This window comes from Petroclostridium xylanilyticum (assembly GCF_002252565.1).
In the GTDB taxonomy this organism is placed as follows: Bacteria; Bacillota; Clostridia; order SK-Y3; family SK-Y3; genus Petroclostridium; species Petroclostridium xylanilyticum.
This window is the reverse complement of record NZ_NPML01000019.1, coordinates 436,460-452,041: the sequence shown is the minus strand read 5'-3', so window position 1 is coordinate 452,041 and position 15,582 is coordinate 436,460. Positions and strand designations below refer to the sequence as shown.

Sequence of the window (15,582 nt, the reverse complement as noted above, 5' to 3'; positions counted from 1 at the left end):
CAATGTATATGAAACTAGGTGTATTTACAGTTTTATTTTCACAAAAACCGTTTGAGGAAATGTTGGACCATGTGAAATCAAAAGGTATTCAAGCAGTTGAAATAGGAACAGGCAATTACCCTGGCAATGCTCACTGCAATCCTGACATTCTCTTGGAAGATGAATCGAAATTAAAAGCTTTTACTAGGGCAGTAGAGGACAGGGGATTAGTAATTAGTGGCCTAAGCTGTCATGGTAATCCGTTGCACCCCAATAAGGATATTGCAAAAAACCATCATGATACTTATGTGAAAACAATTAAATTGGCACAAAAGCTTGGGGTAGGAGTAGTTAATTTATTCTCAGGCTGTCCAGGAGATTCTGACAATGCAAAATATCCTAACTGGCCTGTAGTGCCCTGGCCGGGCGAATATCCGGAACTTTTTAACTGGCAGTGGGAAAATAAAATCATTCCCTATTGGAAAGAATGGGGAAAATTTGCAGCCGACCATGGCGTAAAGCTGGCTTTTGAAATGCATGGAGGTTTTTCGGTCCACAGTCCTGCAACTTTAATGAAATTAAGAAATGCTGTGGGAGAAGTGATTGGAGCAAACTTTGACCCAAGCCATCTTTTCTGGCAGGGTATCGATCCGGTAGCTGCAATAAAAATCCTCGGGAAAGAAGGGGCTATCTATCATTTCCACGCAAAAGATAATATTGCAGATGCCGATAATGCTAATTTCCGGGGAATATTAGATACAACAAGGTTTGACGATATGGTCAACAGACCCTGGATGTTTAGGACAATAGGCTATGGACATGACATTAAGCAGTGGAAGGATATAGTAAGTGCTCTCAGACTTGCCGGATATGATTATGTATTAAGTATTGAACACGAGGATTCATTAATGTCTATTGAAGAAGGATTTGATAAGGCTGTTGCATTATTAAAAGATATTATTCTAGAACAACCTCTGCCTAAAGTTTGGTGGAGTTAATTTAGAGAGGGTGTCGATGTTGAAAGCTGGTATTATAGGATGCGGAAATATATATGGGATGCATGCAATTTCTTTGAATTTATTAGATGACGTAAAGCTTGCAGCCGTATGCGATGTAAAAGAAGAAAGGGCAAAAAATGCAGCACAGCAATATAACTGTACATACTATACTGATTATAAAAAGATGATTGAAAATGAAGGATTGGATGTAGTACATATCTGTACACCTCATTATCTTCATGCTGAAATGGCTGTATATGCCGCCAATAAGGGAGTCAATATACTTACTGAAAAGCCCATGTCTATCAAACTGGAAGATGCTGAAGCTATGATAAAAGCTGCAAAAGATAATAACGTTGTCCTGGGAGTAATCTTTCAAAACAGGTATAATCCCGGGTCTAAATTGATAAAAGAGACGCTGCAGTCCGGGAAGTTAGGGAAAATCATATCAGGAAGAGCTTTAGTAGCGTGGCACAGGCCGGATGAATATTATATCAAAAGCGACTGGAAGGGGACCTGGGATAAAGAAGGTGGAGGCGTAGTGATTGACCAGGCCATCCATACCCTGGACTTACTAAGATGGTTTGTTAATGATGAAATTGAATATGTGGATGCAAATATTTACAATAGAGCCCATGAGATTATTGAAGTAGAAGATTCAGCCGAAGGGGTCATAAAATATAAAAACGGAGTTATTACAGGCTTTATGGCAATCAACTACTATGGGTATGATGCACCGGTAGAGATAGAGTTATATTGCGAAAATGGTATTGCAAAAATGACAGGACATCAGGCGACAATAAAATTCAATGACTTTACAGAAATATCGGCCGACAGGAATCCAAACGAAGGCGAACATTTAGGAAATGGATTCAAGCTATACTGGGGAATTAGCCATAAAGTTCAAATTACAAAGTTCTACGATGCCCTGAAAAAAGGGGAAAAGGTCGATATTACCGGAGATGAAGCGATAAAGACTCAGAAAATGATTTGTGCTATATATGATTCAGGGAAATCAGGTAAAAGGATTTATTTTTGATTATTAATAGTAAAAAATTGAAATGAGGGTGTGGAGTTAAGATGGTTAGGAAAATAATGGTCACTGTATGGAATGAAAATTACCATGAGAAGGTCAATGAGAAAGTTTCGAGTATATACCCTGAAGGAATACACGGTACCATTGCGAAATTTCTTAGTTCACAAGCGGATATGGAAGTCAGGACTGCAACCCTTGATGAACCTGAGCATGGCTTGACGGATGAGGTGCTTAATAGTACTGACGTACTAACCTGGTGGGGGCATAAAAAACATAAGGATGTAAATGATGAAGTGGTAGAGAAAATCTATAAAAGAGTGCTGGATGGGATGGGCCTGATTGTACTCCACTCGGGACATTTTTCAAAAATATTCAAAAAACTGATGGGGACCAGCTGTGATCTAAAGTGGAGAGAAGTCGGAGAGAGAGAAAGGCTTTGGGTAGTCAACCCGGGTCATCCTATCGTAGAAGGAATTGGTGAATACATAGAAATCCCTCATACAGAAATGTACGGAGAAAGATTTGATATCCCTCAACCGGATGAGCTTGTCTTTATAAGCTGGTTTGAAGGTGGAGAGGTGTTTCGCAGTGGATGCTGTTATAACCGTGGGCGTGGAAAAGTTTTCTATTTTCGTCCGGGGCATGAAACTTTTCCGATATATCATCAGATTGAAGTACAAAAAGTAATAACAAACGCAGTACGCTGGGCAGCCCCAGTGAAAGGGCCAATACCAATTTTTGGAAAAGTACAGCCTTTGGAAAATAAATAACTTAAGTATATATTGCATTTAGAAATATGAAAGAGATTCTCGATACACCAAAATGATGGAATGTGTTGAGAATCTTTTTGTTTTGTGGTATTGTAATCAATAAAATTCCCCAAAAAGGTACAATTATTAAGTTATTTGTGGTAAAATAAAAAAGTTGGTTTATAAAACAACAAGATATTATTAAAAACATTATAGGATAATATTAAAAGGTTTTATATTACAAATTATTCAAACAGGAGGAAGAAGATGATGAATAAAAATCAAATATACGTTATTTATGGCAATACGCCTAAGACAATGATTAAAGAAATCCTTACCAAAGCAAGGATTGAAGAGGAAATAGACAAGAGCGCTTTAATTGGTATCAAACCCAACCTGGTAGTAGCTAAGCCTTCTACCTCCGGGGCTACTACCACCCCTGATCTTGTTGCGGGAGTGATAGAGTATTTGCAGTCAAAAGGGTATCAAAACATTATCATCCTTGAGGGTTCATGGGTAGGGGACAGAACTTTCAGGGCTTTTTCAGTATGCGGATATGAACAACTATCAAAACTTTACAATGTACCATTAGTTGATCTTCAGAGAGATAAATACACAGAATATGATGCAGGTGGCGTAAGGATAAATGTGTGCAACAAAGCGATGGAAGTGGATTATCTTATTAATATGCCGGTTCTAAAGGGACACTGCCAGACAAGTATGACATGTGCGCTGAAGAATATGAAAGGCTGTATTCCTGACAGTGAAAAAAGAAAGTTCCATACCATGGGTTTACACAAGCCTATTGCATACCTGAACCGGGTTGTAAAAAGTAACCTTATTATTGTAGATGGACTGATGGGCGACCTGACTTTTGAAGAAGGCGGTACACCGGTACAAATGAACCGTGTCTTTGTAGGGAAAGACCCGGTCCTAATTGATGCTTATGCTGCTGAGTTGATGGGGTTCAATTTGAATGAGATTCCCTATATCCAGATGGCTGAGCGGATAGGAGTAGGAAGTGCTGACGTAAGTAAAGCAGAAATTATCGAATTAAATAAAGACTGTGATGTAAGGAAGATAACCCGTTCACATAAAGTGGAGAGATTGTCAAAATATATAGAAGAGAAGGACGCATGTTCAGCATGCTACGGAAGCTTGATCCATGCCCTCGAAAGGTTAGATGAAAGAGGCCTGTTAGCTAGGTTGAGAGGAAAAATTTGTATTGGACAGGGTTATAAAGGGCAGCAGGGCGAAGGAATCGGAATAGGAATATGTACAAAGGGATTCTCAAAGGGGATACCCGGTTGTCCTCCAAAAGCAAAGGATATTGTAGAGTTTATTGAAAAAAATATTTAAATCAGTTCGTAGAAATTGAAGGGGTAGATCTGCGTGTCTACCCTTGCTATAATCTTTGAACCGTGAGTTTACCTTTACATTGACATCTTTCTTCTTGTATTATTCGTTCTTTTACACTATAATCCTACATGTTGATTATCGAAAGAACCGCACATTGTTTTACCATCAATAGCTGCAACTGCTCCGTTTGACATCCTGACAATTTCTTTTTACCATATCTGAATATCTAACATGTAATTTTATCAGAATAAACATTTAATCCGTATCATTGTTAAAAGTTTATCATTGTATTACAATAAACCAGAGGATAAAAAACTAATTAAAATGTTAAGGAGGTTTCAATAATGAAAGGTTTTGCGATGCTTCGTATTGGAGAAGTAGGTTGGATAGAAAAGGAGAAACCAGTGGCAGGGCCATATGATGCAATTGTCCGCCCTCTTGCAGTTGCTCCTTGTACTTCTGATATTCATACAGTTTTTGAAGGTGCAATAGGCGAAAGACATAACATGATTTTAGGTCATGAAGCTGTTGGAGAAGTTGTAGAAGTTGGTAGTGAAGTGAAAGATTTTAAACCTGGTGACCGTGTAGTTGTTCCTGCTATTACACCCGATTGGCGTTCAATCGAGGTTCAGGAAGGCTATCATCAGCATTCTGAAGGAATGCTTGCGGGCTGGAAGTTCTCAAATGTTAAAGATGGTGTATTTGGAGAGTATTTCCATGTCAATGATGCCGATATGAACCTTGCATTGCTTCCGGATGAAATTTCTTTGGAAAAAGCGGCCATGATTCCGGATATGATGACTACCGGATTCCACGGCGCTGAACTTGCTGATATCAAGATAGGTTCTACGGTTGCAGTCATTGGGATAGGACCGGTAGGTCTTATGGGTGTGGCTGGTGCTGAATTATGTGGCGCAGGCAGAATCATTGCTGTCGGTAGCAGACCTAATTGTGTAGAAGTAGCAAAATCCTACGGTGCTACAGATATTGTCAACTATAGAAATGGTGATATTGTTACGCAAATTATAGATTTAACGAATGGTAAAGGGGTTGATTCCACAATTATAGCCGGTGGTAATCCTGATGTTATGGAATCAGCAGTAAGAATGACAAAACCAGGTGGAACAATCGCAAACATTAATTATTTTGGTGAAGGAAAAATTTTACCAATTCCACGTTCTGATTGGGGTTGTGGAATGGCACATAAAAATATCAGAGGAGGACTTTGCCCAGGCGGCCGTCTCAGAATGGAAAGACTTATTAATATTGTGAAGTATAACCGTGTTGATCCGGGTAAGTTGGTAACTCATGTATATCACGGTTTTGAGAACATGGAAAAGGCACTTCTTCTTATGAAAGATAAACCAAAAGATCTAATTAAACCTGTAGTAATCCTTGACTAATTCAACAAAAAACTGGGGTTTGTTCCATTAATGACCCCAGTTTTATTTTTGTTTTCTACACTATTCGCTTATTTGAGCAAATAAGCAAAAAATAGAAAAAATAAATTTTTCATTGATATTTTAGCTGTTTTCTATCTAAAAGTGTAACAGGTGACGGTTCGAAACTACTGAAAAACTTGTGTCATTAATGCATATTCTCAATTATAATCACATAAATACTAGTAAGACTTAAAATAATAATACAGATAATGTGAGGTGATTATATTGAGAATATTAAGTCTGGGATCTGTGGGGACCGATGTAATGAAGGTACAGGCAGTTTTGAAGAAAATAGGATATAATCCCGGTCTTATAGATGGGGTATTTGGTGAGCAGATGCAGCAGGCGGTTATACAATTTCAGAAAAACAACGGACTGAATTCTGATGGCATTATAGGACCAGATACATATCAAATTCTTGAGAGGTTTCTGTTAGGTTATGATCTTTATAGAATAACACCCAGAGATACATTATACAATCTAGCAGGAAAATATTACATAAATGTGAACCGTATACTTGTTGCAAATCCAGGAATAAATCCCAGCAGCTTAAGAGTAGGACAGGAAATTGTAATACCTTACAGTATGAATGTAGTAGATACAAATATAAACTATACTTATGAAATTATGGAGAGGGACATTAGAGGCATTAAGGCAAGATATCCGTTTATAGAGGTTGGTATTGCAGGGCAAAGTGTTCTAGGCCGGAATTTATATTACATCAAGTTGGGCGATGGACCTAATCAGGTATTTTATAATGCAGCACATCACGCGTTGGAATGGATTACATCTGTGGTATTGATGAAGTTTGTTGAAGACTTTGCAAGTGCTTATGCAGAAGGAAGAAGCATAAGAGGATACAATGTAAGGGATATAGGGAAGCAAAGCACAATATACATTATGCCAATGGTCAACCCGGATGGCATAAGTTTGGTGCTTGATGGCTTGCAAGCAGACAATCCGTATTATGAAGAATTGATCGGGTGGAATAATGGCAGAACGAATTTTTCAGAAGTATGGCAGGCCAATATCAGAGGGGTAGACTTAAATCATAACTATGATGCAGCTTGGGAATTATCAAAGCAGGCGGAACCGCTTTACGGGATATACGGGCCGGGACCGACAAGATATTCAGGACCCTGTCCGGAATCCGAACCGGAATCAAAAGCCGTTGCAGATTTTACAAGAACCCATAATTTCCGACTGGTGCTGGCATATCACAGCCAGGGAGAAGTAATATACTGGGATTTTATGAATATGGCTTCTCCGAAAGTCAGAAAAATAGGAGAGGCATTATCTCAAATTACCGGTTATGCGTTGGATGAAACTTACGGGATAGCTTCTTTTGCTGGATATAAAGACTGGTTTATCCAGGAATATAGAAGGCCAGGATATACCATAGAGGTTGGGTTGGGGAAAAATCCACTGCCTATTTCACAGTTTGACAAAATATACAATGATAATATTAGGTTGCTGCTGCAGGCAGCATTAGAGGTCTGTTGATATAGATGACTATTTGGAATAGCCGCAGGGTTTTACTGGCTTGCTTTTCATACACTTAGCTTTGATTTTACAGATACGGGCAACAGGGATATATGGGAAGGTTAAAACCACCCTGTAAAATTACAGGGTGGTTGATTTTAATACAGATGTTCATTTTTCTTCAAAGAATTCCTGGTAAAGTGCCCTTACGGCCTTGACAATATCCTCTGATTTAATGCCGAACATCATACTGATTTCGGAAGATCCTTGATTGATCATTTCCAGGTTGACGCCTGCCCTTGCCAAAGCCCTGGTCGCTTTTGCCGCTACACCGACTGCACGGCTCATTCCTTCACCAACAATAATGATTAAAGCCAGGTTGCGTTCAACAGCAATATCATCAACCTGAAGTTCAGACTTGATACGTTCAACTACGCGTACCTCAGTATCATGATCGAGTTGGCTTTCATCCAGTATGATTGAGATATTGTCAATTCCTGAGGGCATATGTTCATAGGATAGGCCTTCATCTTCGAGAATCTGGAGAAGCTTGCGTCCAAAACCAATTTCGCGGTTCATAAGATATTTACTTATATAAATGCTGCAGAAACCGTCATCGCTTGCAATTCCTGAGACGGTTCCGATCCCGGTAACCGGAACATCCGCAATTTGCCGGTTGGGAACAATCATTGTTCCGGGGGCAGAAGGATTGTTGGTATTCCTTATATTTACAGGGATACCGGCGCGATATACGGGAACAAGAGTTTCTTCTTGTAAAACACTAAAACCCGCATAAGAAAGCTCTCTCATTTCCCTGTAGGTGAGCCGTTCAATAGATTTTGGATTGGGTACGATATTAGGGTTGGCGACAAATACCGAATCAACATCGGTGAAATTCTCATAGATATCTGCACCTATCGCAGCAGCTAAAATAGAACCTGTAATGTCCGAACCGCCGCGTGGGAATGTGACAACATCACCTTCTGGTGTATATCCAAAAAATCCAGGGAAGATCATTATACCGGTTTTATTTTTAAGTGCCTTGAGATTCTCATAAGACTCAGGGAGTACCTGGGCATTTCCGTATTCATTGCTTAGCAGCAAGCCTGCTTCTTTCGGGTTGATATAATATGCTTCAACACCCAGGCTGCAAAGATATTGTGCTACAAGCTTGGCACAATTATCTTCACCGGCTGCTTTTAATGTATCCATGAATTTTTCCTTGTTACTTGTATCTGTTTCAAGGCGACTTCGAAGGTCAGCAGCTATTGTTTGGACGATTTCTTCAGATAACGCAAGTTCCTGTGCAATTTCTGCATAGCGCTCGACGATAAGATTTAATTCTTTTTCAGCTGATTTATATGTAAGATATTGTTGTGCACAGGCAATTAAAAGGTCTGTTACCTTCGTATCATTCTTGAAGCGTTTACCCGGTGCTGATACAACAATGAGGCGACGTTCAGGGTCTGACAGTATGATATTACAAACTTTTTTAATCTGTTCTGCAGTAGCTACTGAGGAGCCACCAAACTTTGAAACTTTCATCTTTGAGACCTCCAGTTTTTATTTTTATTTCATCGTGAATAAAGCTGCGCAGTAACAAGCGCATAGACATATTTCCAATATTATCTTATGCAATTTGACCTCACAAAGTAGCAATTATTTTATCAAATTTTTTGAAAGTAGTAAATGGTTTTCCTGCAAAAACTAGCAAAAGAACTTATAGAAATTGTTAAAAAATATATAATGTCTTTATTATAATATCCACAATTCTTTCTTCCCTGTAGAAGCTCCCAGGGCTCCCGCCTTTAGTATTTCAATAATATCTTCTTTACTGTCTATCAGTCCTCCTGCAATGACGGGGCAGGATAGCTGGCAGTTTATGCGCTTTATAATTCCCGGCATTACACCGGGCATAATTTCAATCATATCCGGCTGTATGGATTGGACAGTTTTAATAGTAGTTTCATAGGATAGGCTGTCTATCAGGAAAAAACGCTGTATTGTAAATATGCCTTTTTCCTGTGCGTATTTGATACTGCTGCTTTTAGTGCTGATAATACCGTCAGGACCAATTACCTTACTGATATAATCAATAGCTTTATAATCTCTTCCAATCCCTTCTAGAAAATCAATGTGGATGAAAACGCTTTTATTACCGTTTTTTACCCGGTCGACAAGCGACTTTATATTAAAAATATCTGCATGAAGTAGAAAAACAGTAGTTACCTGGGAAGTAACAGCAATGTCTACATCCTCTTCTTTCCTGATTGCCGCAATGATTGGATTTTCTTCGATTTTTTCAATGATTTCAATTTTATTCATATACCCGGACCTTTCTCTTTTGGAATCAATGCCAGCTCTAAATATTTTATATATTTAAACCCTGTGATATAAATATTTATTTAATACTGTCACCATATAGAGAATTATAGCAAAAAAAGAATTTCGGGTAAACATAGAAAATTTCCAGACCCAATGTAACAAGAAATATTATTGCAGCATATCATGTATTATGAGGTTTTATGTTAATGATAAATATGCCTTTGATATTTTATAAATGTATTGGGGATAGGGAGATGAACAGGACTAATTATTTAATAGAGGTATTCTGTATTTCGGGTGTTATTGGAATTATATCAAGATTTTTAGGAGGTATTGAAACATCTTATATAATATTATTGGTGCTGGTTGTTATTGATACTCTTACAGGGATGGCAGTAGCCATAAAAAATAAAAGATTTAACAGCAAGGGTCTTTCCAAATTTATTAAAAAAGTTGTTACTTATTCAGTATCCATCATGACAGTCAGGTTACTAGAGATAGGTATTTTAACGCTAGTTCAAACAACTTTGTTATCCCAAATAATGGTGGCCTTTCTTGAAGTTACAGAAACAGTAAGCATTTTAGAAAACCTAACGCTTCTTGGGGTACCAATACCTAAGAACTTTATGTCGTTATTATTAACTCATTTAAAAATACCTGGATTGGGAAGAATCGACATACCTGGAAATAGTGAGGACAACCTTTCAGATATTGAAGAGCTGATAAAATATCAGATACCTACTTTTAATGATCAATATATAAAAAGGTTATTGGAAATCAAGTTTGAAGTATGGAAAAGTGTAGCACAGCAGGTCAATATTATACTCCGGGAAAAAGATGCAGATAATAATGAACTCATATACTATAAAATTATGGCCGAGATAGAGTTAGGATTTAAGGAAATCGAAGAAAAGCTAAAAGAAGAAAAAATTCCCCGAGAATATATTGAAGAGTGCAGCAGATGTTCCCAACATAAAGTGGACAAATGGCTTCAAAAGGTTAAAAGTATTTGTTTTTCCCAGGAATCAATAGAAAATAAAAAAGAGCAGTTTATTGAAAGTCTCATGGTTTTCTTGTATCAAACCATCCTGTCAGCCCGTAAAGGTGCAGACAATAATGGAGAATAAACAGTAGAAAAATACCCTCTATAATAATTTGCTGATGCAGGAGGCAGCAATTTGAATTACAATTAGATTAATGTTGCAAAATTACCAAAACTGTTATGCTAAAAAGCCATATAATAGTTTAATATTGCAAAATGATGAATTTTTATAAAATAATACTTGCAAAAAAAATATTTGTATGCTATACTTTAATCAAGTTATATAACATGACAATAATTATTTTATGGCTGCGGCAGCTTACAATTGAATAGTTAAACACAGGAAGGCGTTTGGAAGTTTTTCTGTGTGACGGTGAAGTCTTTTAAAGGATGTTGGGTATGGCACTGCGATGTGTGATACACGGATACTTTAAAAGACTTTTTTATTATTTTATAATTCAATTATTTTGAATAATTTCAATAATATTCAATTTAAGGGGGTAATTTTATGAGACAGGTAGCTATTTATGGAAAAGGCGGTATAGGTAAGTCTACAACAACACAGAACTTGACAGCAGGTTTAGGAGAAATGGGAAAAAAAATTATGGTCATAGGATGTGACCCGAAAGCAGACTCAACCCGATTGTTACTGGGTGGGCTTGCACAAAAAACAGTTTTGGATACTTTAAGAGAAGAAGGAGAAGATATTGAGCTGGACTTAATCATGAAGACAGGTTTTGCAGGCATTAAATGTGTTGAATCCGGGGGACCTGAACCGGGTGTAGGATGCGCAGGCCGGGGAATTATTACATCTATCGGAATGCTGGAAAGATTGGGGGCCTATGAGGCAGATCTTGATTATGTTTTTTACGATGTATTGGGAGATGTTGTCTGCGGCGGTTTTGCGATGCCCATCCGTGAAGGTAAAGCACAGGAAATATATATTGTTGCCAGTGGTGAATTGATGGCAATGTATGCAGCCAATAACATTTCCAAAGGTATACAGAAATATGCAAATTCCGGCGGTGTCCGTCTGGGCGGCATTATCTGCAACAGCAGAAAGGTGGATGGAGAACGTGAGCTTATTGAAGCCTTTGCAAAGGAACTGGGCAGCCAGATGATTTATTTTGTACCTCGTGACAATATCGTTCAAAGAGCTGAAATCAACAGGAAAACAGTTATCCATTATGATCCGACTGCGCAGCAGGCCGATGAATACAGAGGTCTTGCAAAGGCGATTGACGGCAACGATATGTTTGTCATACCGAAACCAATGACGCAAGACAGGTTGGAAGCGCTCATGATGGAGCATGGAATACTTGATATTTAAAGGGAGGTTGACAATATGTTAATGGTTAGAGCAATTATCAGGCCGGAGAAGGTAGGGGTTGTATTATCCGAATTGTGTGATGCAGGGTTTCCGGCGGTTACAAAGATTGATGTAGTAGGTAGAGGAAAACAAAGAGGTGTGAAAGTGGGAGATATCCACTATGATGAGATTCCGAAAGAAATGCTTCTGCTGGTTGTAAATGATGAGGATAAGGAGGATGTAGTGAAAATTATCATGAAAAATGCAAAGACCGGTGAAAAAGGTGCTTTCGGGGATGGTAAAATATTTGTCAGTCCTGTAGAAGAAGCATATACCATCAGTACGTCCAGCAAGGGATTATAAAAAAGGGGGAAACCGGGATGAAAGAAATCATGGCTATTATCAGGCTCAACATGATCAATAAGACAAAAGATGCACTGCTAAAAGAAGGCTTTCCCTCCATCACCTGCAGAAAAGTACTTGGAAGAGGTAAAAAGAAGGTTGATTTTTCATTAATAGATGTAATTTCACAAAATGTGATGGAGTCCCCCCGGCTGGCAGAAGAGCTTTCAGAAGGTCACAGGCTTATTCCCAAAAGACTGCTTACTATGGTTGTTAAGGATGAAGATGTAAAGAAAGTGGTTGACACAATTATGAGTGTCAACAGTACCGGGAATCCGGGGGACGGAAAAATATTCGTACTGCCTGTTATGGAAGTAATAAGGGTCAGGACGGGAGAAACAGGAGAAACTGCTATCTAGCAAGTGAGGTGAATGTTATGGGTCAAGTATTGGAAAAAGTGCTGGAAAAATATCCTGCACGGGTGTATAAAAACAGAAAAGAGCATGTCATTGTAAAAAAAGACGGTGAAAAAAATGAAATACAGGCCAACACAAGAACTATACCCGGGATCATAACCAACAGGGGATGCTGTTTTGCCGGCTGTAAAGGGGTTGTTCTCGGACCTCTGAAGGACGTGGCTCTTATCGTCCACGGTCCGATAGGATGCGCATACTACAGTTGGGGTACCAGAAGGCATAAAGCAAGAAAAGAAGAAGATGCAAAGAGTTTTCTGGAGTACTGTTTTTGTACTGATATGCAGGAAAGCGACATTGTATTCGGTGGAGAGAAAAAATTAAAGCAGGCCATTAAGGAAGTTGTTGAAATATTCGACCCTGCAGCAGTCATGATTTGTTCCACCTGTCCGGTAGGTCTGATAGGAGACGATATTCATGCTGTTGCTGCAGAGGCTGAAAAACTTTACGGCAGAAAAGTTGTTGCTTTTAGCTGTGAAGGGTATAAAGGTGTAAGCCAATCGGGAGGACACCATATTGCCAATAATGGATTGATCAAGCATATTATCGGTACAGGAGACCGTGAACCTAAAAAGTATGCAATCAATATATTGGGAGAATACAATATCGGTGGAGACGGCTGGGAAGTTTCAAGAGTGCTGAAAAGGATTGGATATGATATTGTCTCAGTTATGACCGGTGATGGAAGCTACAGAGATTTAAAAAATGCTCACAAGGCGGATTTAAATATTGTACAGTGCCATCGGTCTATCAATTACATTGCTGAAATGTTACAGACTAAATACGGCACTCACTGGATTAAAGCTAATTTTATTGGGGTTAAAGGTACCATTGAAACTTTAAGGGCGATGGCCAAATATTTTGGCGATGAGGAGTTGATCCAGCGTACCGAAGAGGTGATTGCTGATGAATTGGATGATATTCAGGATGCGATAGATTACTATAAAGAAAAACTGAGGGGGAAAACAGCAGCATTATTTGTAGGAGGCTCCCGTGCCCATCATTATCAAATACTGCTAAAAGACTTAGGGGTGGAAACGGTCCTGGCAGGCTATGAGTTTGCCCATAGAGATGATTATGAAGGCAGAGAGGTAATACCGTTCATAAAAGAAGATGCTGACAGTAAAAATATTGAAGAATTAAAAGTTGAAAAAGATGAAAAACATTACCGCGTATTTTTAACTCCCGAAAGATATGAACAGCTCAAAAACGAAATACCCCTTGATTATTATGCCGGTATGATCAAGGAAATGCCCGACGGCAGTATTGTGGTAGACGATTTGAACCATTATGAGACCGAAGAATTCCTAAAAATATTAAAACCCGATATATTCTTTTCGGGAATCAAAGATAAATTTGTTGCACAGAAGGCGGGAATATTGTCCAGGCAATTGCATTCTTACGATTACAGCGGACCTTATGCCGGTTTCAAGGGTGCTGTCAACTTTGCCAGGGATATTACCATGGGGCTCTATACGCCTACCTGGAAATATACAACGCCGCCGTGGAAGACCGAACCGTTGTTAGAAGGGACATTTATTGGAGGTGAATTGTAATGTTGGACCTGACACCAAAAAAAGTATCAGAACGAAGCGCATTAAGGATTAATCCTGCTAAAACATGTCAACCCGTCGGAGCGATGTATGCAGCCCTTGGTATTCACAGGTGTCTGCCACACAGTCACGGTTCCCAAGGATGTTGTTCTTATCACAGGACATTTTTAACAAGACATTTTAAAGATCCGGCAATGGCTTCTACCAGTTCATTTACTGAAGGAGCTTCGGTTTTCGGAGGCGGGAGCAACCTTAAAACCGCTATCAAAAACGTATTTGAGATATACAATCCGGATATCATTGCGGTACACACCACTTGCCTGACAGAAACCATAGGAGATGACCTTTATTCAATTATCCAACAGATACAGATCCCCGAAGGAAAGTATGTAATACATGCCAATACACCCAGTTACGTAGGTTCGCATATTACAGGTTTTTCCAATATGGTAAAAGGAATGGTAAGCTATCTTTCCAGCAGTAATGGGTTCATCAATGACAAGGTAAATGTCATTCCCGGTTTTGTAAATCCGGGTGACATGAGGGAAATCAAGCGCATAATGGAACTGATGGGAATTGAATACATCATGTTCCCTGATACCAGCGGCGTGCTGGATGCCCCCATGACTGGAAAGTTTGAAATGTATCCTAAGGGTGGTACAAAGATTGAGGATATCATAGATGCGGGTAACTCTATTTTAACCCTGGCATTGGGTGCATTTGCTTCGGAAGCCGGAGCGGTGGAACTGGAGAAAAAATGCAAGGTACCGTTCAAGGTATTGGACCTGCCTATCGGCATTGAAGCAACCGACCGGTTTGTGATGAGTCTCATGAAGGTTGGAAATAAGGAAGTGCCCTATGCACTGGAAGAAGAAAGAGGCCAACTGGTGGACATCATGATAGATGCACATCCGTACTATCATGGCAAGAAAGTAGCTATATTTGGTGACCCGGATACCGTACTGGGATTAACAGAATTTGTACTTGGGTTAGGTATGATTCCTAAATACGTAGTAACCGGAACCCCGGGAGAAGCCTTTACTACCAGAGCCAACGAGATGCTTCAGCAAGCAGGTATTGACGGAATTGCAAAGAGTGCGGGAGATTTATTTGAACTGCATCAGTGGATTAAAAATGACCCTGTTGATCTTCTCATGGGGGGCACTCACGGCAAATATATTGCCAGAGCTGAAGATATTCCGTTTGTAAGGGTGGGATTCCCCATCATGGACAGATATGTACATCCCTACATGCCTATCGTAGGTTACAAAGGAGCAATGAGACTGGTTGAGATGATTGCCAATGCGTTAATGGACAGGCAGGACAGGGATTGCGCGGATGAAGATATGGAGATGGTAATGTAATCACAGCAGGGAGTGGGGAGCAGGGAGAACCCTTTATACCAGCTACATGACGCATGATACAAATCCCTCTCCGGATTTTAAAATAGCTGTTTTTTCACTCCATTCCCCACTCCCAATTATTAAAACAAG

14 protein-coding genes are annotated in these 15,582 nt (G+C 39.2%); 12 read left to right on the top strand and 2 right to left on the bottom strand.

Features of this window, described 5'->3' with window-relative positions:
- The first annotated feature begins 8 nt into the window (after window positions 1-8).
- From CIB29_RS14285 to CIB29_RS14260, 6 genes are all read left to right on the top strand, one after another.
- Window positions 9-977 (top strand): sugar phosphate isomerase/epimerase family protein, encoded by a 969-nt coding sequence (locus CIB29_RS14285; RefSeq protein WP_094550780.1) that lies wholly within the window; start codon window positions 9-11, stop codon window positions 975-977.
- A gap of 16 nt (window positions 978-993) precedes the next feature.
- The gene (locus CIB29_RS14280) at window positions 994-2,016 is read left to right on the top strand and encodes a Gfo/Idh/MocA family protein (protein WP_242965236.1); all 1,023 of its coding nucleotides are present in this window, start codon (window positions 994-996) and stop codon (window positions 2,014-2,016) included.
- A gap of 41 nt (window positions 2,017-2,057) precedes the next feature.
- Window positions 2,058-2,783, top strand: coding sequence for a ThuA domain-containing protein (locus CIB29_RS14275; protein ID WP_094550776.1), 726 nt, complete (start codon window positions 2,058-2,060; stop codon window positions 2,781-2,783).
- Between the two features lie 246 nt (window positions 2,784-3,029).
- Window positions 3,030-4,121 (top strand): DUF362 domain-containing protein, encoded by a 1,092-nt coding sequence (locus CIB29_RS14270; RefSeq protein ID WP_341444440.1) that lies wholly within the window; start codon window positions 3,030-3,032, stop codon window positions 4,119-4,121.
- Between the two features lie 344 nt (window positions 4,122-4,465).
- Window positions 4,466-5,524, top strand: coding sequence for an NADP-dependent isopropanol dehydrogenase (locus tag CIB29_RS14265; protein ID WP_094550774.1), 1,059 nt, complete (start codon window positions 4,466-4,468; stop codon window positions 5,522-5,524).
- Between the two features lie 264 nt (window positions 5,525-5,788).
- The gene (locus tag CIB29_RS14260) at window positions 5,789-7,066 is read left to right on the top strand and encodes a M14 family metallopeptidase (RefSeq protein ID WP_094550773.1); all 1,278 of its coding nucleotides are present in this window, start codon (window positions 5,789-5,791) and stop codon (window positions 7,064-7,066) included.
- 150 nt (window positions 7,067-7,216) lie between these two features.
- Here the strand turns inward: CIB29_RS14260 and CIB29_RS14255 are convergent, their stop codons facing one another.
- Both CIB29_RS14255 and CIB29_RS14250 read right to left on the bottom strand, forming a co-directional pair.
- Window positions 7,217-8,590 carry an aspartate kinase gene (locus tag CIB29_RS14255; RefSeq protein ID WP_094550771.1) on the bottom strand — a complete coding sequence of 458 codons (1,374 nt, stop codon included), beginning with the start codon at window positions 8,588-8,590 and terminating at the stop codon, window positions 7,217-7,219.
- A 210-nt stretch (window positions 8,591-8,800) separates the two neighbouring features.
- Window positions 8,801-9,370 (bottom strand): glycerol-3-phosphate responsive antiterminator, encoded by a 570-nt coding sequence (locus CIB29_RS14250; protein WP_094550769.1) that lies wholly within the window; start codon window positions 9,368-9,370, stop codon window positions 8,801-8,803.
- Between the two features lie 254 nt (window positions 9,371-9,624).
- On the opposite strand from CIB29_RS14250, the gene CIB29_RS14245 reads away from it, so the two are divergent.
- The 6 genes from CIB29_RS14245 (at window position 9,625) to nifK (ending at window position 15,453) form a co-directional block, all read left to right on the top strand.
- Entirely contained in the window at window positions 9,625-10,497 is an 873-nt protein-coding gene (locus CIB29_RS14245) for a phage holin family protein (protein WP_157910312.1), read from the top strand.
- A 423-nt stretch (window positions 10,498-10,920) separates the two neighbouring features.
- Window positions 10,921-11,742: a nitrogenase iron protein gene (gene nifH / locus CIB29_RS14240; protein ID WP_094550765.1), complete on the top strand. Its 822-nt coding sequence runs from the start codon at window positions 10,921-10,923 to the stop codon at window positions 11,740-11,742.
- Between the two features lie 15 nt (window positions 11,743-11,757).
- Window positions 11,758-12,084 (top strand): P-II family nitrogen regulator, encoded by a 327-nt coding sequence (locus CIB29_RS14235; RefSeq protein ID WP_094550763.1) that lies wholly within the window; start codon window positions 11,758-11,760, stop codon window positions 12,082-12,084.
- 17 nt (window positions 12,085-12,101) lie between these two features.
- On the top strand, window positions 12,102-12,482 hold the full coding sequence (locus tag CIB29_RS14230) for a P-II family nitrogen regulator (RefSeq protein WP_094550761.1): 381 nt from the start codon (window positions 12,102-12,104) through the stop codon (window positions 12,480-12,482).
- Window positions 12,483-12,499: 17 nt separating this feature from the next.
- Window positions 12,500-14,092 carry a nitrogenase molybdenum-iron protein alpha chain gene (gene nifD, locus CIB29_RS14225; protein WP_094550759.1) on the top strand — a complete coding sequence of 531 codons (1,593 nt, stop codon included), beginning with the start codon at window positions 12,500-12,502 and terminating at the stop codon, window positions 14,090-14,092.
- Window positions 14,092-15,453 carry a nitrogenase molybdenum-iron protein subunit beta gene (gene nifK / locus CIB29_RS14220; RefSeq protein WP_094550757.1) on the top strand — a complete coding sequence of 454 codons (1,362 nt, stop codon included), beginning with the start codon at window positions 14,092-14,094 and terminating at the stop codon, window positions 15,451-15,453. Before nifD ends, nifK begins: the two co-directional genes overlap by 1 nt.
- Window positions 15,454-15,582 lie beyond the last annotated feature (129 nt).

Bases quoted from the DNA above. Each gene is read 5' to 3' on its own strand.
- CIB29_RS14285 (WP_094550780.1), top strand. From the start codon at position 9: ATGAAACTAGGTGTATTTACAGTTTTATTTTCACAAAAACCGTTTGAG.
- CIB29_RS14280 (WP_242965236.1), top strand. From the start codon at position 994: ATGTTGAAAGCTGGTATTATAGGATGCGGAAATATATATGGGATGCAT.
- CIB29_RS14275 (WP_094550776.1), top strand. From the start codon at position 2,058: ATGGTTAGGAAAATAATGGTCACTGTATGGAATGAAAATTACCATGAG.
- CIB29_RS14270 (WP_341444440.1), top strand. From the start codon at position 3,030: ATGATGAATAAAAATCAAATATACGTTATTTATGGCAATACGCCTAAG.
- CIB29_RS14265 (WP_094550774.1), top strand. From the start codon at position 4,466: ATGAAAGGTTTTGCGATGCTTCGTATTGGAGAAGTAGGTTGGATAGAA.
- CIB29_RS14255 (WP_094550771.1), bottom strand. From the start codon at position 8,590: ATGAAAGTTTCAAAGTTTGGTGGCTCCTCAGTAGCTACTGCAGAACAG.
- CIB29_RS14250 (WP_094550769.1), bottom strand. From the start codon at position 9,370: ATGAATAAAATTGAAATCATTGAAAAAATCGAAGAAAATCCAATCATT.
- CIB29_RS14245 (WP_157910312.1), top strand. From the start codon at position 9,625: ATGAACAGGACTAATTATTTAATAGAGGTATTCTGTATTTCGGGTGTT.
- nifH (WP_094550765.1), top strand. From the start codon at position 10,921: ATGAGACAGGTAGCTATTTATGGAAAAGGCGGTATAGGTAAGTCTACA.
- CIB29_RS14235 (WP_094550763.1), top strand. From the start codon at position 11,758: ATGTTAATGGTTAGAGCAATTATCAGGCCGGAGAAGGTAGGGGTTGTA.
- CIB29_RS14230 (WP_094550761.1), top strand. From the start codon at position 12,102: ATGAAAGAAATCATGGCTATTATCAGGCTCAACATGATCAATAAGACA.
- nifD (WP_094550759.1), top strand. From the start codon at position 12,500: ATGGGTCAAGTATTGGAAAAAGTGCTGGAAAAATATCCTGCACGGGTG.
- nifK (WP_094550757.1), top strand. From the start codon at position 14,092: ATGTTGGACCTGACACCAAAAAAAGTATCAGAACGAAGCGCATTAAGG.